This is a genomic window from Acinetobacter sp. YH16031, from assembly GCF_013417335.1.
Classification (GTDB): Bacteria; Pseudomonadota; Gammaproteobacteria; order Pseudomonadales; family Moraxellaceae; genus Acinetobacter.
Genome location: NZ_VPED01000009.1, coordinates 62,610 through 80,571, shown reverse-complemented (window position 1 = coordinate 80,571; position 17,962 = coordinate 62,610). Strand labels below are relative to the sequence as shown.

19 protein-coding genes are annotated in these 17,962 nt (G+C 43.0%); 7 read left to right on the top strand and 12 right to left on the bottom strand.

The window, feature by feature from the left end; genetic code table 11:
* Positions 1-55: 55 nt before the first annotated feature.
* Genes FTV31_RS06340 through FTV31_RS06330 form a run of 3 tightly spaced genes read left to right on the top strand, consistent with a single transcriptional unit; the run spans position 56 to position 2,554 of the window.
* Positions 56-667, top strand: coding sequence for a DUF4198 domain-containing protein (locus FTV31_RS06340; protein ID WP_180013724.1), 612 nt, complete (start codon positions 56-58; stop codon positions 665-667).
* Between the two features lie 45 nt (positions 668-712).
* Positions 713-991: a hypothetical protein gene (locus tag FTV31_RS06335; protein WP_104426131.1), complete on the top strand. Its 279-nt coding sequence runs from the start codon at positions 713-715 to the stop codon at positions 989-991.
* Positions 992-994: 3 nt separating this feature from the next.
* Entirely contained in the window at positions 995-2,554 is a 1,560-nt protein-coding gene (locus FTV31_RS06330) for a PepSY domain-containing protein (protein ID WP_180013722.1), read from the top strand.
* A gap of 385 nt (positions 2,555-2,939) precedes the next feature.
* On the opposite strand, the gene FTV31_RS06325 is transcribed toward FTV31_RS06330, so the two are convergent.
* The 6 genes from FTV31_RS06325 to FTV31_RS06300 all read right to left on the bottom strand — a co-directional run bounded on the left by FTV31_RS06325 (position 2,940) and on the right by FTV31_RS06300 (position 8,007).
* Positions 2,940-3,833 carry a copper resistance protein B gene (locus FTV31_RS06325; RefSeq protein ID WP_180013720.1) on the bottom strand — a complete coding sequence of 298 codons (894 nt, stop codon included), beginning with the start codon at positions 3,831-3,833 and terminating at the stop codon, positions 2,940-2,942.
* Positions 3,820-5,712 (bottom strand): copper resistance system multicopper oxidase, encoded by a 1,893-nt coding sequence (locus FTV31_RS06320; protein WP_180013718.1) that lies wholly within the window; start codon positions 5,710-5,712, stop codon positions 3,820-3,822. Before FTV31_RS06320 ends, FTV31_RS06325 begins: the two co-directional genes overlap by 14 nt.
* A gap of 39 nt (positions 5,713-5,751) precedes the next feature.
* Complete coding sequence (locus FTV31_RS06315) at positions 5,752-6,177, bottom strand: hypothetical protein (protein WP_180013716.1); 426 nt, start codon at positions 6,175-6,177, stop codon at positions 5,752-5,754.
* Positions 6,178-6,295: 118 nt separating this feature from the next.
* Positions 6,296-7,171 carry an MBL fold metallo-hydrolase gene (locus FTV31_RS06310; RefSeq protein ID WP_180013714.1) on the bottom strand — a complete coding sequence of 292 codons (876 nt, stop codon included), beginning with the start codon at positions 7,169-7,171 and terminating at the stop codon, positions 6,296-6,298.
* Between the two features lie 2 nt (positions 7,172-7,173).
* Positions 7,174-7,590: a DUF6691 family protein gene (locus tag FTV31_RS06305; RefSeq protein ID WP_180013713.1), complete on the bottom strand. Its 417-nt coding sequence runs from the start codon at positions 7,588-7,590 to the stop codon at positions 7,174-7,176.
* The gene (locus FTV31_RS06300) at positions 7,591-8,007 is read right to left on the bottom strand and encodes a YeeE/YedE family protein (protein ID WP_180013711.1); all 417 of its coding nucleotides are present in this window, start codon (positions 8,005-8,007) and stop codon (positions 7,591-7,593) included. It lies immediately after the preceding gene.
* A 100-nt stretch (positions 8,008-8,107) separates the two neighbouring features.
* Between FTV31_RS06300 and FTV31_RS06295 the strand changes: the two genes are divergently transcribed.
* On the top strand, positions 8,108-8,419 hold the full coding sequence (locus FTV31_RS06295) for a metalloregulator ArsR/SmtB family transcription factor (protein ID WP_034170879.1): 312 nt from the start codon (positions 8,108-8,110) through the stop codon (positions 8,417-8,419).
* A 63-nt stretch (positions 8,420-8,482) separates the two neighbouring features.
* On the opposite strand, the gene FTV31_RS06290 is transcribed toward FTV31_RS06295, so the two are convergent.
* Genes FTV31_RS06290 through FTV31_RS06280 form a run of 3 tightly spaced genes read right to left on the bottom strand, consistent with a single transcriptional unit; the run spans position 8,483 to position 11,650 of the window.
* Positions 8,483-9,214: an ABC transporter ATP-binding protein gene (locus tag FTV31_RS06290; protein ID WP_159123573.1), complete on the bottom strand. Its 732-nt coding sequence runs from the start codon at positions 9,212-9,214 to the stop codon at positions 8,483-8,485.
* A complete protein-coding gene (locus FTV31_RS06285; RefSeq protein WP_180013709.1) occupies positions 9,207-10,430 on the bottom strand; it encodes an ABC transporter permease in 1,224 nt (407 codons plus the stop codon). Before FTV31_RS06285 ends, FTV31_RS06290 begins: the two co-directional genes overlap by 8 nt.
* A complete protein-coding gene (locus FTV31_RS06280) occupies positions 10,427-11,650 on the bottom strand; it encodes an efflux RND transporter periplasmic adaptor subunit (RefSeq protein WP_180013707.1) in 1,224 nt (407 codons plus the stop codon). Before FTV31_RS06280 ends, FTV31_RS06285 begins: the two co-directional genes overlap by 4 nt.
* Positions 11,651-12,028: 378 nt before the next feature.
* Between FTV31_RS06280 and FTV31_RS06275 the strand changes: the two genes are divergently transcribed.
* The 3 genes from FTV31_RS06275 (at position 12,029) to FTV31_RS06265 (ending at position 14,134) form a co-directional block, all read left to right on the top strand.
* Positions 12,029-12,898: an SDR family oxidoreductase gene (locus FTV31_RS06275; protein ID WP_034706266.1), complete on the top strand. Its 870-nt coding sequence runs from the start codon at positions 12,029-12,031 to the stop codon at positions 12,896-12,898.
* Between the two features lie 228 nt (positions 12,899-13,126).
* Positions 13,127-13,291: a hypothetical protein gene (locus tag FTV31_RS06270; RefSeq protein ID WP_180013705.1), complete on the top strand. Its 165-nt coding sequence runs from the start codon at positions 13,127-13,129 to the stop codon at positions 13,289-13,291.
* A 165-nt stretch (positions 13,292-13,456) separates the two neighbouring features.
* Positions 13,457-14,134, top strand: a complete 678-nt coding sequence (locus tag FTV31_RS06265; protein ID WP_180013703.1) for a type 1 glutamine amidotransferase domain-containing protein — start codon at positions 13,457-13,459, stop codon at positions 14,132-14,134.
* Positions 14,135-14,236: 102 nt separating this feature from the next.
* Here the strand turns inward: FTV31_RS06265 and aliA are convergent, their stop codons facing one another.
* From aliA to badI, 3 genes are read right to left on the bottom strand one after another with little or no spacing between them, the layout of a single operon-like run.
* Positions 14,237-15,904 carry a cyclohexanecarboxylate-CoA ligase gene (aliA, locus tag FTV31_RS06260; protein WP_180013702.1) on the bottom strand — a complete coding sequence of 556 codons (1,668 nt, stop codon included), beginning with the start codon at positions 15,902-15,904 and terminating at the stop codon, positions 14,237-14,239.
* A gap of 54 nt (positions 15,905-15,958) precedes the next feature.
* Positions 15,959-17,116, bottom strand: coding sequence for a cyclohexanecarboxyl-CoA dehydrogenase (gene aliB / locus FTV31_RS06255; RefSeq protein ID WP_180013700.1), 1,158 nt, complete (start codon positions 17,114-17,116; stop codon positions 15,959-15,961).
* A 12-nt stretch (positions 17,117-17,128) separates the two neighbouring features.
* The gene (gene badI / locus FTV31_RS06250) at positions 17,129-17,911 is read right to left on the bottom strand and encodes a 2-ketocyclohexanecarboxyl-CoA hydrolase (RefSeq protein ID WP_180013697.1); all 783 of its coding nucleotides are present in this window, start codon (positions 17,909-17,911) and stop codon (positions 17,129-17,131) included.
* Positions 17,912-17,962 lie beyond the last annotated feature (51 nt).

The following is a 17,962-nucleotide window of genomic DNA, read 5'->3' as shown; positions in this document are numbered from 1 at the left end:
GAAAGAATATTCGGAGCTCATTTTCTTATATGCAAACAATAATCAGGCAGAATTCATGAAAAAAATCATTACTTTGACAATTGGACTGTCAATGACCCTTTCTACTCAGGCCCATATGCTTTGGCTAGAACGTGCTTCAGATGCAAAAACACATGCATTCTTTGGTGAATATAGTGAACAGCTCAAAGAGACTCAAGAAGGTGCCTTAAAGTCATTCAGCCAAGCAAAAGCGATTCAGACTAAAAAACAATTTAGTCCCCAACTACACCAGGATCATCTGGTCTACTCTACAAAAGATCAAGCAGATGTAGAGCTCCATCATGAACTGATCTATGGGGAATCCTTACTCAGCTATCACGCGAAATCCGGCAGACAAAACCTAAAAGCAGACTCAGAGCTGGATATCGTACCGGTTCAACCGAACAGTAATACTTTTACAGTCATGTATCAGGGTAAACCCGCTGCGGATGTCAAAGTGACTGTCTATTCCCCACAGCACTGGCTTAAAAACTATACGACCAACAAGCATGGCCAAATTAATATTGCTACGCCATGGAAGGGTCAATATGTACTAGAGGTGAGTCAAGAAGTAGACAAGACAGGAAAATTGAATCAGCAAGTGTATAAGAAACAGTACCTGGTCACTACTTTAAGCTTCGTGCATTAAGTTGCCTCAATATTTATTTATACAGATTCATATAAAGGCCTTTCCATGATTTCTACCCTTCAGCCACTTGCTATCCTGTATCGATTAAGCATGAGCTTTGGTATTGGTTATTTATGTAGTTATCTGATTGCTCTCGATCTGGCCTATTTTTTACAGGCGAGTTTACCTAAAGCTGAATCGGTTTATCTGGCTGCCTTTATTGCCCTCATTTTTTATGTCTGTTTTGTGATTGGAATCTTCTGTATCCAAAGTCTTAAAACACTTTCAGTCTATAGCTTGATTCCTCTCATTGTTTTATTTGTCATTTCCCGCTTCATAGGTTAAACCATGCATAAATCTGTCCGTCAATCTATGGCATGGCTACATTCATGGCTAGGTTTAAGTTTTGGCTGGCTCCTCTTCGCGATCTTTTTAACAGGTGCGGTCACTTATTATCGCCATGAAATTACAATGTGGATGCAGCCACAATTTGCCACGATGCAGGTTAACCAGGAAATTGCTTTAAAAACTGCTTATAGTTATTTACAGCAACATGCACCTGATGCACAGAACTGGTATATCGGGGTAGCGAATCAGGATTTACCGGTTAATAAAATTTATTGGCAAACTGCAGAGGGTGCTTATCAACTTAAAACCCTGGATGCTATGACAGGTAAGGAATTAACGCTTTCGGCTACACAGGGCGGAGATTTTTTCTATAACTTTCATTTTCAGCTATATGGCGTACCTTATACCATTGGTCGTCTGATTGTCACCATTGCTGCATTCATCATGTTGATGACCCTGATTTCCGGAATCATTACTCATAAAAAAATTCTGACTGACTTCTTTACTCTGAGAGCTTTTAAAGGACAACGTTCCTATCTGGATTTTCATAATGTCAGTTCCGTCATTGCGCTACCGTTCTTTTTAACTATAACTTTTACTGGACTGGCTATTTTCTTTTATATTGTTTTGCCTTCTGGCATGAAGCAGCTATATCCAGAAAATCCATTTCAATATTTTGAAGAAATCCGAACCATAAATGTGCTTGCTCCCTCTGCTATGCCCATTAAAACGGAGATGTTACCGATTCAACATTTTATCACTACGGCGCAGCGGCACTGGGGAAAATCAGAATTTGACAATATTACCGTGAAGCAGCCGAATACCCAGCTGGCAAAGATTACCTTAACCGAATTGAAAGATCATTCTATTACCCGCAATCAGGCACAACTCGTATTCAATGCGACGACAGGCAAATTGCTTGAAAACACCCGTAATGACAGTGCAATTGCTACCCTGAATGCTGGAGTATATGGTTTGCATATGGCACGTTTTGCCGAACCTGTTTTACGTTTCGCCCTATTTTTCTCAGGCATATTAGGCTGTGCCATGATCGCTTCCGGATTATTGCTCTGGAGCCTGAAACGACAGATGCAGAAAAAATCGGATCGTTTTCACTTTGGATATTATCTGGTGAATCGTCTGAATATCACCATGATAATTGGTTTACCTATTGCCATGCTGGCTTATCTTTATGCAAACCGTTTGATTCACATTCCTGTGGGCACCACAAATTATGAAATCTATATCTTCTTTAGTATTTGGCTGAGTAGTTTTATCTTGGCCTGTTTAACGCCACAACAGCATTTATGGAAAACGCAGCTTAAAATTCTCATCTGTGCCGCTTTTATACTTCCACTCATCGACCTGTATTATTTGTGGTCCCAGCATTATCTGGATTCTTTTGCGAACTATTGGCTGTTTTTGCGTATCGATCTGATGCTCTGGATCTTGGCACTTCTCGCTTACTTCCTACATCAGAAAATTACACCTATCCAGCAAAAAGCTGTTCATAAAATTCAGGCCAAGCTTAAAACTGCACAGCAGGAGTCTTCTTCATGATATGGATGGCAATAGTAGGACTGATCTGGATGGCCTGTTTTGGTTTTTATGCAGTGAGTGAAAAACAGATTTTAAAAACCAGACAGTCTCGATATTCTTTTCTTGTGAGTTATCCGGTCATCGTTAAATTGATCTCAGGCAGTCTTTTACTATTGGTATTGTCCCTTTTACGAACTCAATTCAGTAGTAGTATTAGCTTTATGGCACTTTGGGTTTTTATAAGTCCAATCGTATTTATATTTATTCTGAAAATGAATAATTTAAAACAAACAAAAGCATGATTACAGTCTTATGAAAGTCTGTGAAAAATAAGATCTAGCTGAACATAGATGAGGCGAGAAAATAATTTTCCGCCTCATAAAAGTTAGCTTACATATATATCTGTTTAGAACATCACTCTTAAACCGATTCCATAACGCCAGCCCTGTTCAGAATTAGATGCGTCCTGCCATGAAGTTTTCTCGTTGCCCTTGGAATATTCATAAGCAATATTAAGGTAAGGCATGATCTTTTTATTGATTTCATAACGAGTTTCCAGACCGAATGCCGCATGACTTATTCCAGTCTTTTTGGCATTGGCTGCTTTATCCTTCAGAATGAGGTCAACTTCAAAATAAGGCTGCAAAATCAGTTTTTGTGTGAGTAGCAGATCACGTTCTGTTTCCAATTCAAGCCCGATAAAATCATCTTCACCAAGATACAGATGTGTATTGGTTTCAAAGAAATACGGCGCCAGTCCATGGAATCCAAATACTGCATCTACATGTTCAATATCTTGCCCAGTATTAGGCTGCCTCAAATTTTCCTGACGGTAGCGAAGACCCGCCTGAGCATCCCAGAAATCTGAAATATTCCGGCTATACAGAGCTTGGACTGCATATTCTGTTGCTCTGGATTCTTGTTTGTCAGCTTTGAGTTTAATGAACAGTTTATTTTCATCCGTGCCAATCCGAAGCTCATTCTCAGACTGTAAGCCTCCCTCACCTTCTGAGTTTTTGATCCATTTATTGTCCAGTTTGACCCGCGTATAAATTTGCCCTCCATGTTCCTTGCGATGATCATGTTCGCTGGAATAGGTTGAAGCTGAATCTGGAATTAAATTTTCAGTAATTTCCGGTGCTACTGAAGTTAAATAATGCTCTGACGATTGGAGTGATTGTTGATGATGCATCGAATGATCAGCATGCTGTTGAGATATATCTTCGGCAAAAACAGTCATATTTCCCAAAGCCAATACACTAGCCAAAACAGGCTTCAAACAAAGATTAATGGTGTGCATGAGCATCTCCTTGTTTTTCTACTGGTTTTGTCATGTGATGATGGGAATGCTCTTCCCGCACAGTATTCTGAGTCGAAACGTCATTTTCCTGAACATTTGCTACAATCAGTTTATTCATCATTCCGGCAGTCATGTGATACAACAGATGACAATGAATCGCCCATTCACCTAGTTCATCTGCAGTCAGCAAAGTCGTAACGGTTTTTCCAGGTGGGACAATCACTGTATGTTTATTCGGCATATCTATTGCAGACTGGCCATTTTCGAGCTGCATGAACATGCCATGTAAATGCATCGGATGTGCCATCATACTGTCATTGATAAATTTCAGCCTGATCCGTTCCCCAAATTTCACTTTGAGCGGCTCTGCTTCATTAAATTTCTTGCCGTTCATGGTCCAGATATACCGTTCCATGGTGCCGCCTAAACGAATCACCAATTCGCTTTCTGCGTCGCGAATATCTTTTTGCGGAGTTAAAGATTTGAGGTCGCTATATTGCAAAGCTTTATGCCCTACCGGTGTAGAGGCATTGGCCCAGCCGTAAACTGGTTGCTGCGTAGAAGTTTTGGCATCTTTTTCATGTTGCATATCCCCGGTCATATTTGAGTGATTCACATGATCTATAGCGAATGGAGTATCTGAATGCTCGGTATGATTGTCCTCTCCTTGCTCGATAACTTTAGCTGATGCATGCTGCTTATGCCCCATCATCGAATGTTCAGTATCTTTTTTGACATTCATGTCATGACTAGTATGATTCTGATGATTCATCTGCTCGTGTGCTTCACCCTGCATATTGCCATGTCCCATATCTTCCATGGTCAATAAGGCACGAGGACGGGATATAGGTTTGTGTATGGCATGATGAGCTGGCTTTAATTCATTCTGTAAGCTGCCAATCGCAAAACCGGAACGGTCAATCGATTCAGCTTCAATCTGATAATGTTCCGCAGTGGGCTCTACAATTACATCATAGGTTTCTGCGGCACCAATGCGGAATTCATCGACCGCTACAGGTTTGACAGGCTGCCCGTCTGCACTGACGACTGTCATTTTTAACTGTGGAATACGCACATCGAAGAATGACATGGCAGAGGCATTGATAAAACGCAGTCGCATTTTTTCATTCAGTTTAAACTGTCCCATCCAGTTCTGTTCAGGCGTTTTTCCATTCACCAAAAAGGTATAGCCGGTTACATCAGACAGATCGGTTTTCAGCATGCGCATCTGGTTCCACATTTTGCGATCATTCCAGGTGGCTTTAAGCCCTTCCCGTTTGATTTGCTGAAAAACATCGCTCAGAGTTTCACGCTGATTTTGATAATACTCGGCAGATTTTTTTAGATTATTCATGATCTGCTGGCCGGACTGCTCATGAAATTCTGAAAGCATGACCACATAATCACGCTCGGTCTGCTCATGTGCAGGAACTTCCACCGGGTTCTTGGGATAGATTACAAAGGCGCCGTAAAGGCCGTCCTGTTCCTGACCCTTGGAATGGGCATGATACCAGTAGGTTCCACTCTGGCGAATTTTAAAGCGATAGACAAATTCCTGATCAGGTGCAATACCCTGAAACCCGTTAAAACCCGGGACGCCATCCATAAGGCCGGGCAGCAATAAACCATGCCAATGCAGAGAGCTTTCTTTATTCTTTAGCTTGTTTTTGACGTGAATAACAGCTTCATCACCTTCCTCAAACTCCAGTAAAGGCGCAGGAAATTTTCCATTCACTGTAATACGCTGTACGGTTTTACCGGTGAGATTGACTGGACCTTCTTCAATAACTAGCTGATATTCTTTTACAGCAGCAAATAATGAAGACGAGATCACTAAACTTAAGCCCAATAACAGGCTTTGACTAATTTTAATCGACATAACTTAATCCTTGATTTATTAAAATATAAATAACGAGGATTAAGTTTTAGGTGGGCGCAGAATTTCCTGCCAATACCCGGCAAGGTGCTTTGCTTGATAATTAGAAATAAAAGTAGTTTCTAAGGCATGAATCTCAGGGAGAGTTAACTTCGAGATTTCCACATTGATCCAGCTACTCAGGTTATGGCAAGAAGCATAAATACAATCCGGACAGTCATCTTTATGGTCATTTAAGTCGGAGTGGCAATCCATGTCCTGACTCATATCATGAGCAGAACCATGCATAGCTTGATGCTGGCTATGTAACTTCTCTATTTCTGCCATTTCCTGACAATGGGAACTCATCTGCTTGGCTGACGTTTCCAGATGCATCGTTTTTGTTGAAGCAACAGATATACTGCTCCAGCCTACGGCGAAGACCATAAGCATTACAAACCAGATCTGTTTAAAGAACTGTCTGAGCACGATGCACCCTGAAAATATAAAAATGAGTTAACCCAAATAGCATAGGGTGGAATATTAAAATTCGCAAACTTTATAAACGCTTAATTTAAAGATTAATATTTTGTTCCTGATAAATTGATCACTTCTTAAAATAATTTAGCGGCAGCTTCAAATAAGACACACCATTGTTTTCTGGCATTGGAAACTGTCCTCCATTCATATTGATCTGGATGGCAGGCAAAATCAGTTTAGGCATACTTAGACCTGCATCACGCTGCTGACGCATCTGTACAAATTCAGATTTGCTAATCCCTTCACGGATATGAATGTTTTGCTGTTTTTGCTGCTGAATCGTGGTTTCACATTGATATTCATGACGTGACTCTGGCAAATAGTCATGACACAGAAATACACGGGTACTTTCCGGGAGTTGAAACAGCTTGTGAACAGAATCATATAAAACTGAGGCACTGCCATTTGGAAAATCACAACGGGCCGTGCCATAGTCCGGCATAAACAGTGTATCGCCCACAAAAACGGCATCACCAATCACATAGCTTAAACAGGCAGGTGTATGGCCAGGTGTAGGAATATTATAAACTTCCAGTTCTCCAATCTTGAAATGCTCACCATCTTCAAACAGATAGTCAAAAGGCTGATGCGCATTGATCTGTTTCATGTCCAGATGATATATCTTGCCAAAAGTTTCCTGCACCAGCGCAATTTTCTTACTAATTGCAATCTTGCCACCTAATTGCTGTTTTAGATATGGGGCAGCTGTCAGATGATCAGCATGTACATGAGTTTCCAGAATCCATTCCACGGTCAAACCTTGTGATTTTACATAGGCAATCATCTGATCGGCATGCTCTGTCGATGTGGTGGCAGACGCAGCATCATAATCCAGCACGCTATCAATAATGGCACATTGGGCAGTTTGAGGATCGCTCACCACATAACTAAAAGTATTGGTATTTTTATCAAAAAACGCTTTGACGTTTGGCTGCTGTGTCATATTTATACTCCTGCCCATTTACGGTGAATCCAGACCCCAAGCAGCATAGCTGAAATAAAATACAAGGCTTGATAATGTCCCAAACCAATCAGGGTAAAACTGGGTGCCGGACAAATGCCTGCAATTCCCCAACCGATACCAAATAATAAACTACCCGACAGCAGTTTAGGGTCAATTTTTTGATTCTTTGGTAAATCAATGGGTTCATTAAATAAAGTGGTCGGATGTGGATTATGTTTAGCTTTCTGGAAAGGAATAAAAGCCACCAGAATTGCCCCCATCATGACAAAGGCAAGACTGGCATCCCAATCCCCAAACAGATCCAGAAAATCCAGAACTTTTTCAGGATTAGACATACCTGAGAGCATTAAGCCGACTGAAAACAGGCCACCAAATAGAAAAGCCAATAGATTTTTCATTTAGATAGCTCCAACCAGATGACGAACAACATAAACCGTGATAAATCCCGCCAGCATAAAAGACCCGGTCGCAACAAAGGAGCGATTTGACAGACGGCTAATCCCACAGATGCCATGCCCACTGGTACAACCTGAACCTAAACGTGTACCAAAACCGACCAGCAAACCGGCAATGACCATCATCCATGGGCTGGCATTCAGCTCAATTTCTGGCTGAAACAATACGCCGTAGATAAATGGAACTATAAATAGTCCTGCTAAAAACCAGACCGCAGGAGTTTTGAAGATCGTCTTTCGATTAAGTACTTGCCCAATCAAACCACTCACGCCCGCAATACGGCCATTCACATACAGATAGCCGACCACTGAAAGACCAAGCAGTAATCCACCGAGAAACGCTGCCAAAAAGTCATGCATGAGCATATCCAACTTACAATATATAATTTTATATTATATAATTATAAATATTAATCAAGGCGGTTTTTAAATATTGCGTGACTAATACAGGTTTTTTTATATGACAGCAGATGAATCTCAGACACGTATTGATTTTTCTCAGGCTCATGTGGTGAGCGAACGCTTAAAAGTGTTGTCGAATTCTGACCGCCTGAAAATTCTATGTGTACTGGTCGATAGTGAAATGAATGTGCAACAGATTGAGCTACAAACAGATATTCACCAACCCACTCTCTCACAACAACTTACGGTACTGCGAAAAGCCGAAATGGTCAGCACGCGTCGTGAAGGAAAGCAGATTTTCTATCAGCTTTCCGACCCCAAAGTACTTACCCTGATGCAAACCTTGTATCAGCTTTATTGCAAGGCTTAAGTGATAAGAAAAATCTTTATTTATCCATAATTGGAGAATACAAATTCTTAAAATATTTAAAAATTAAGTATTTTCAGGAATATCTGCTGGAGCTGTTCTGGTATCACTTTGAATCAGGCCGTCAACTAACTTGATGGTGCGATCACAACTAACAGACAAGCGCGGATCATGAGTCACCAGCAAAATGGCACAGCCCTGTTCCTTATTTACTTTACGAAACAGTTCAAAAACTTCAGACGCGGTCTGGGTATCCAGGTTCCCGGTCGGTTCATCGGCCAGTAACAAGGCGGGTTCTGTAATCAGTGCCCGAGCAATTGCAACACGCTGTTGTTGCCCGCCGGAAAGCTCATTCGGTTTTCGATGTGCATACTTTTCCAGCCCGACTGCAGCCAGAAGTTCATAGGCTCGGTCTAGAGCCTTTTGATCAGGCTTTCCATGCGCCATCATTAACGGCATAAGGACATTGTCTAATGCATTAAAAGCTTGAATCAGATGGTGAAACTGAAATACAAAACCAATACTGCTGCCGCGTAATGCGGTACGTGCAGCGTCATCCATACGGCTGGTGGGTTGACCAAGCAGATATAGTTCACCGCTAGTTGGCTGGTCCAATAGACCCAGAATATTCAATAAAGTACTTTTCCCCGAGCCTGAAGGACCAATTAGTGCTGCAAAGTCATTACGTTCAATACACAAATCAATGCCATGCAGAACTTCGACTTCATTAGGCTGACCAATATTATAAGATTTACGTAGTGCTTCCAGCCGCAAGACTTCATTCGATGAATCAGACATGACGAATTGCCTCCACAGGATCAAGTGCCGCAGCACGACGGGATGGTATAGCCGCTGCCACTACACCAGTCAATGTGGCCAGCAATAAAGCCAGCAATAGCAGATTGATTGAAATTGGAATATAGAACAGGCCTGGGCCAAATTCATTAAAGATCCAGACCAGTAAATAACTGACTGCACTGCCGATAATAGACCCCAACAAGCCAAAAATTGCGCCCTGAAACAGGAAAACGCGCAGGATTTGTCTTTGTGTAGCCCCTGTCGCCCTTAAAATGCCAATTTCACGAGTCCGTTGTACGACACTGACTGACAAGACGCTAGCAATACCAAAAGCAACGGATATGGCCACAAAAATAATAATCATATTGGTTGAAAGGCTCTGCGCTGAGATGGCATTCATTAACTGGCCATTGGTTTTAATCCAGCTTTCTGCCTGTAAGGAAGTCAAACGCCCGACCTGCGTTGCAATATTTTCTGCTTCAAAAATATCTTCTACCGTCAGGTCGATTACGGTGATCCCACCTGGCAGACTGAGTAAGGACTGCGCCTGCTTTAAATCCATATAGACATAGCGCGAATCCAGCTCACGTACTCCGAGTTCAAAAATCCCGGCAATATTTACGACAGTACTATTGTCCTGCCCGGTATCTAATCGTAGCTTGCTACCCACCTGTACACCCAGATCTTTAGCCAGCTGACTGCCAATGAGTACATCATCCGCGCCGACACGTAACTGTCCACTGATCATATATTCTTTAAGTGGAATAATTTTCTGATAACGTTCTGGGTCCATGCCCACCAGCGCAACTGATTCCTGAGCTTCACCGCGCTGTGCAAATGCAGGTCCAGAAACTACAGGAGAAACAGCTGTCAATAAAGGCACCTGATCCAAGGTCGTCACGACTTCTTGCCAGTTATTGATAGAGCGCAGCCTTTGAGCCCGTTTATCTTCCAGAACCAGCTGCACAGTGCCTGCGGGTGCTGATATAACTTGGTTCACTTCATCGGGAGACAATAAACGGATATGCGCCTGCGTTCCTAAAGTCCTGTCGATGATATTGGACTGCAAGCCCTGTATCAGTGCCGAGATAAAAACAATCACAGACACCCCTACAGCAACACCCACTGTAATCATCAGAGATTGCATCCGGCCTTCTCGCAAAAAACTGATTGCGATTTTCCATTCGATCCAGAGACGCCCTAGTAATTTTTTCACTCGAATTTCACCGGTAATTCATTTTTATTGCTGGCATCATTATTCTGGTCGGCATAGTTGATTTCTTCGGGCTTAAATCGAACTCGTGTGCCATCTTTTAAAGTTGAAGTTGCATCTGACAGTACCTGGTCACCCGCTTTTAAACCGGAAATCACTTCGGACATGGCAAGTCCACGCAGACCCAGTTGCACTTTTTGTCGCTGGATTTTGCTATCACGTACCAGTAATACGGTGGCCTGATCGCCCTGTACTTTCCCTAGCGCATCATTCGGAATCGCTAAGGTACGATCACGGCGACCTGTCTCGACATTAACCGATACCGTCATATCCTGACGCAGGAAATCAGGTACCGGATCAACCGATAGACGCACTTCTACCGTGCCGCGTTGAGGATCGATACTCGGTGCAATAAAATTAATTCGTGCCGGAAAAGGTTTATCCGGATAAGCATCGGCAATTGCAGTGGCTTTCTGGGATAAAGCTAGCCGTGACAGATTACGTTCATCCAGTGGTACACGGATTTCGGTATTACCATCCATTGCAATGGTAAATAAGGTACGTCCTGGCTGAACCAGATCGCCAGGCTCAACATCACGGGTCAGCACCGTTCCAGCAACAGTTGCCCGGATTTTAGTTTTAGCCAGTTGAGCCTGTGCTACCGAAAGCTGCTCACGCAATGAAGCCTCCTCTACCTGACCAGGTGCCAGTGCAGCTGCTTTTAAACGCACAGTTTCATAATTATTGCGTGCTACCCTTTCTGCCTCTACAGCCTGTTCAATTTCTTCTGCCGAAAGGATGCCTGCTTCGGCATTGCGACGACGCGTCGCTTCACGGCTGGCCTGTTCCAGCTGAGCTTTTGCTGAAGCTAATTCTGCTGAGGCTTGTGGACGGCGATTGGTTGCCAGTTCATTCAATGCGACTTCTGCCTGACGGACTTGGGCTGCCAGTTCATCCGATTTAAGTACAACCAGCAAATCGCCCGGTTTGACCCGATCACCTTCCTTGACCCGACGTTCTAGTACCACGCCGGTTACTTCACTACCGACTTGAGCACGTGAAACGGTGATTACCTGCCCGGTAGCAACGACTGATTGCACCAGCGGCATCGGCTCTAAGGTATAACCTGTAACTTGTGGCCCTTGCCACCAGCGAAATACGCCAAATGCAACGAGCAGAAGTAAAAGAATCAGGACAATATATTTATAGCGGATAGCGCGCAATGTGCTTCTCCATTCTGGTTAAAAGCGCAGTTGTAAAGAAATACTTGTAGCTTATCTAGCTGTATATTTTAGATTTATTTGGTTGTAAATAAGTTATTGGTTTTATTTTGCAGATTGGTTCTTAAATCGACTTAACTCTGCTGCAATCCACTGAAGGTATATTCCTGCTTATCGCTCTTTTCCCTAAAAATAAACCCGATATTTCATTCTAGAAGTGAAATTTGAATAACCAAAACAGGCAGTTCTAAAGTGTCAATTTAAGCTAAATGTATAAATGCTAAATCTTGCACAGGTTCTGTTATGAAATGTTGAGTCTAATTCAATCCCAACTAAAAGCTCCTAATATATTTTTTCATCAAGAGCAATCATGGAAAAAATATGAATAACTATCCTGAAACTCCAGCTTCAACTGAAACCCAAGCCCATCAACCGGGTGACCAGACTAAAATGGATCCTACCCCGGAAGTCATTAAAGAGAATTATAAAGGTAGCGATAAATTAAAAGGCAAAGTAGCACTCATTACAGGTGGTGACAGCGGGATTGGTCGCTCTGTATCAGTATTGTTTGCCCGCGAAGGTGCTGATATTGCCATTTGCTATCTGGATGAAGACCGGGATGCGCTTGATACCAAAAAAATGGTTGAAGCAGAAGGACGCCGTTGCCTGCTGATTCAGTGCGATTTACAGCATCCTGATGAAATCAAGAAAATGGTGGAGCAGACCCTTCAGGAATTTAAAACCATTAATATTCTGGTAAATAATGCAGGTGTGCAGTATCCGCAGGACAGTATTACTGATATTTCTCCAGACCAGTTATTCAAGACCTTTAATGTCAATATCCTGTCCATGTTCCATCTGACTCAGGCGGTGCTTCCGCATATGCAGGCAGGTGACAGTATTATTAATACGACCAGTATCACCAGCTATCATGGACATGACACGCTGATAGACTATTCGAGTACCAAAGGCGCAATTACTTCATTCACCCGCAGCTTATCTACCAATCTGGCGAAGAATAAAACCGGAATTCGTGTGAATGGTGTTGCACCAGGCCCAATCTGGACACCACTCATTCCAAGTAGCTTTGATGAAGAACAACTGGAAGATTTTGGTAAACAGACACCAATGGGACGCATGGGACAACCGAGTGAGGTCGCTCCTGCCTATTTATTTCTGGCCAGTGAAGAAGCCAGCTATATTTCAGGTCAGGTCATTCACGTAAATGGTGGCAGTATTATTAACGGCTAATCAAAGTTTGAAAGTAGATTGCGGTCTTTCTAGCCGTTATCTACTTTCTTCTAAAATATTTAATACGTTTTAGTTTAGACATCTTTAAAAAAAAAGAATTTGATGGATATCTATAAAATCCATCTTGTAGCTATAAAACAATTTAAACAAATCCTGACAGATGATTACCCGCGCCAAAATCATCCCTTGTTATAGTGATTTCAGACCCTACCTGATGAGGATAGTAAAATGCCTAGAGGTGATAAATCAGCTTATACCGAAAAGCAAAAACGGCAAGCTAAGCATATTGAAGACAGTGAAAAAGATCGTGGTCGTTCTGAAGATGAAGCAGAACGTATTGCCTGGTCGACTGTGAATAAGCAGGACGGCGGTGGCAAGAAAAAGAAAGACTGAGCTGTCCAAAGTTCAAGGAAAGTGATGCTATTGATTTAGCATCATTTCAACTATTTCGATTTTATTCTTTTTATTTTTAAATAATCGAAAAAGTCTGATGGCGTTAGATATTTAGATTCTTCCGTCTGTTTCATCAAATCATTCAAGATAATTTTAGGGAAAAATATGAAAATTCTGATTGTATTAACCTCCCATGATCAACTTGGCGAAACGGGTAAAAAAACCGGATTCTGGCTCGAAGAACTCGCCGCGCCTTATTACACTTTTATTGATGCAGGCGCAGACGTAACGTTAGCCTCTCCAGCCGGTGGCCAGCCACCACTTGATCCAAAAAGTAATGAACCTGATGCGCAAACCGAAACAACCAAACGTTTTGAAGCAGATGAAGTAGCCATGCAGGCACTTGCCAATACGCATAAATTAAGTGAAGTGCTAAATCAGGATTTTGATGCGGTCTTTTATCCGGGCGGTCATGGACCGTTATGGGATCTGGCCAATGACCAGCATTCTATTTCCTTAATTGAACAGACTCTACAGGCCAATAAACCTGTGGCACTTGTCTGTCATGCACCGGGTGTACTTCGCGATGTTAAGAATGCAGAAGGCCGACCTATTGTCGAAGGCAAATCAGTGACTGGCTTTAGTAATACCGAAGAAGATGGTGTTGGCCTGACAGATATTGTGCCATTTTTAGTTGAAGATACGCTGAAAGAAAAAGGCGGACAGTATTCCAAAACTGAGGACTGGCAAGTGCATGTACAGCAAGATGGCCTGTTAATTACCGGACAGAATCCGGCATCTTCTGCTGCAACGGCTGAGGCACTATTAAAGTTATTAAAATAAGATTTCATCCAGATATAAGTCATTGTAGACCAGTTACTTATTTACTGGTTAAAAACCCTGATGTGATGTCACATCAGGGTTTGTTCAGTTTTATTCTCAGTTCTAATTCGCTACTGCTGCTGTTGATGCAATATGCTGGGCCAGTAACTCTCTGAGTTTAAATTTCTGGATTTTCCCCGATGGCGTCATTGGAATCTCGTCCCAAATTTCCAAACGTTCTGGAATATATTGAACTGCCAGATTATGGGTTTTCAGGAAATCGACCAAATCATTAAAACTTAAAGACTGTGAAGGATCTTTTAACTTAATAATCGCACAGGCACGCTCACCCAGCCGTTCATCTGCATAAGCCACTAAAGCGACCACCGCCACATTGGGATGTTTATATAAAAGTGATTCAATTTCTGCGACCGGAATATTTTCACCGCCACGAATGATTACATCCTTTTTACGGCCACAAATCCGGATATAACCTTTTTCATCCTGATAGGCGATATCGCCCGTATCAAACCAGCCATCTGCATCGGTATCATTTAAATGAGCACGTTTGAGGTAGCCACCGAATCCAGAACAAGCGCGAATCATCAAGCGACCAGACTCATTCACCGGCTTGGCCTTCCCTGTTTTATCGACAATTTTGACGTCTACACCCGGCAAGGCGATGCCATCAGTATTAAAAGAACGTTCATCGTCATCTTCTGGACAGGTAGTAGTGACCGCACCACATTCGGTCATACCCCAGGCTGAAATCACTTTTACGCCTAAAATCTCCCGGGCTTTTTGTACAAGAGGTCCTGGAATTGGCGCACCAGCACAAAGGAAAATTTTCAGTGAATCGACTTTGTCATGCTGTTCAGCCACAGTATTGGACAGGTCATTCAGGAATGGTGTGGAAGCCATGGTGAAATTCACCTCATGCTGATGAATCAGATCGACTGCTTTGGAGACATCCCAGACATCCTGTAATACCACTTTGGTATTGAGCTGAATTGGCATCATCAGGCCATACATAAATCCGGTCTGATGCGCCATCGGTGATGCCATCAACACCACATCATTTTCAGTTAAATGCAGTCGCTCTGCATAAGGCACAATATTGGAAAATAAGGTATTGGCCGTATGCATCACGCCTTTCGGTTCACCTGTGGTGCCCGAAGTAAAGATCAGTTGGGTAATATCATCTGGGCCAGATTCAAGCCCATCTAGCTCAGCAATGGCTGCAGCATTCTGTTCCAGACTATGATTAAGCAACAGGTGATCAAAATTATTCTCGCCATCCCCATTCACTACAACTACGTGTTTTAGGGTTTCCAGCTTGCTTTGTAGCTGATTGGCCAACTGTTCATGGCTAAAATTGCGGAAAGTTTTAGGCACAACAAAAACTTTGGATTCACCATGTTTCAGCATGAATTCCAGTTCACGCTCACGGAATATCGGTATGAGTGGATTCAATACGGCCCCAATACGACTACAAGCCAGATACAGCAAGGTAAATTCCCACCAGTTCGGTAACTGGCAAGACACCACATCATTTTTCTCCACACCCAACTGTTTCAAGCCCAGCGCAATTTTATTGGTCATATTCCAAAGCTGCTGGTAGCTGAAGGTCTGTTCAGTTTGATTCTCGACCTTAAAACTCACTAAAGCTGTTTTGTCCGGATTTTTTTCTACCGCACTGCGCAAAAAATCGAGAATTGTTTGATTGAGCCAGTGTCCCTGTTTGAGCATGGCCTCTTTTCTTGTCGGGATTAGAACCGCATCGAAATCCATTCGCTTATTCCTCATTTTTTATAATAGTCTTATTTTGGCGGGGGCATACTTTCCTTAAGCTGGTACAGCCTTACGTCCTGCCTTATGCCGAGCGATAATTGTTTTCATGATCTGTGCTGTTCCGTCGCCAATCTGGAAGCCCAGTACATCACGCATGCGCTGTTCCATCACACCACGATCATAACCGGCATGACCAAAAGTCAGCAGGCATTGATGAATCACATCATAGGCCAGTTTCGGCCCCCACCATTTACACATGCCTGCTTCAGAGGTATGTGGCAGATGGTTGTCTTTCAACCATAATGTTTGCAGACAAAGTAAGCGCGCAGCTTCAACCTGCGTTTCATATTCTGCTAACGGATGGGAAACACCCTGGAAAGCAGTCAATGGCTGACCAAAAGCTTCACGTTGCGCAGCATATTCCCAAGCCTCATCCAGACTGACGCGTGCAACCGCCAAAACTTGCAGACCAATCAGGGCACGCGAGAAATCAAAGCCTTGCATAACCTGAACGAAACCTTTATTTTCATTGCCCAGACGATGATTTACTGGTACACGGACATTGTCAAAGAAGATCGAACCGCGACCAATCGCACGCTGGCCGTGACAGTCAAAACGTGTGGTGCTGATGCCTGGTAAGTTCATTGGAACTAAAAGCGCCGTAACACCATGGGCTCCGCTCTCATTTGTACCGCTGCGGCCAAAGACCACTGAAGCATCTGCCTGATCGGCTGCTGAAATCGAAGTTTTTTCACCGTTAATGACATATTCATCGCCATCACGTACGATCTTTAAGCGTAAATTGGCAGCATCTGAACCACCACGTGGTTCGGTCAATGCAATTGAAAAAATTGCTTCACCAGCAGTCAGTTTTTTTAACCACGGCTCCACCACTTCAGGTTGGCCATGTTCTGCCAGAATCTGGCCATTTAACGATGCAAGCAGATTGATATAGGAAAAACTTAAATCAGCCTTGGCAATGGCTTCATGGATAATCCCTGCTGCCAATCGGCCCATCCCCTGACCGCCATATTGTTCTGGGAGCTCTGGCGCAATAAAGCCCATTTCACCCATTTTTTTGACTAGATCACGATCAAAGACTCGGCTTTGGTCGCGCTCCAGAAATCCGGGAGCCACATATTTCTGGGCAAATTTTTCTGCCGTTTCAGCTAAAAATTCTAGATCTTCGGTGATATAAGGATTCTTTTTCATTAATGAGTCTCCTTATTTGGCATATTTACGGAATTCAGGCTGACGTTTTTCCTTCAATGCATTCACGCCTTCACGAGACTCTTCAGTATCGTAATAAAGTTTTAGCGCATACATACCCATGCCAGCGATCCCTGCCTGATGTGCGGTATCCATATTGAAACTGCGTTTGGCAATCGCGATTGCGGTCGGACTACGCTGACAGATTTCTTCGCCCCATGCCTGAACTTCTGCATCAAGTTGATCTGCCGGCACACATTTATTGGCCAAGCCAATTTCAACCGCTTCCTGACCAGAATAACGGCGGCACATATACCAGATTTCACGGGCTTTCTTCTCACCGACGACGCGTGCTAAAAACGCTGTGCCATAACCGGGATCAACTGAACCCATCTTTGGTCCGACCTGACCGAAAATGGCTTTTTCTGAACAGATAGTCAGGTCACAAATGGTGGCCAAGACATTGCCACCACCAATCGCATAACCTTGTACCCGTGCAATTACCGGTTTTGGTACGTCACGAATGGCGGTATGCAATTCTTCCATCGGTAAACCAATGGTGCCACGACCGTCATAATTGCCATCATGTGCAGACTGGTCACCACCGGTACAAAACGCTTTTTCACCCGCACCCGCCAATACAATCGCACCAACATTACGGTCATAACCAGCCTTGTTTAAGGCCTTAATCAGTTCATCACAGGTCGTACCACGAAAAGCATTCATTTTTTCTGGACGATTAATTGTGATCCAAGCTACACCGTTTTTTACTTCGTATAAGATATCTTCAAAATTCATGTTCATTACGTCCTGTACTGTTTTATCTGTCTGATTTATTGTCGATTAATT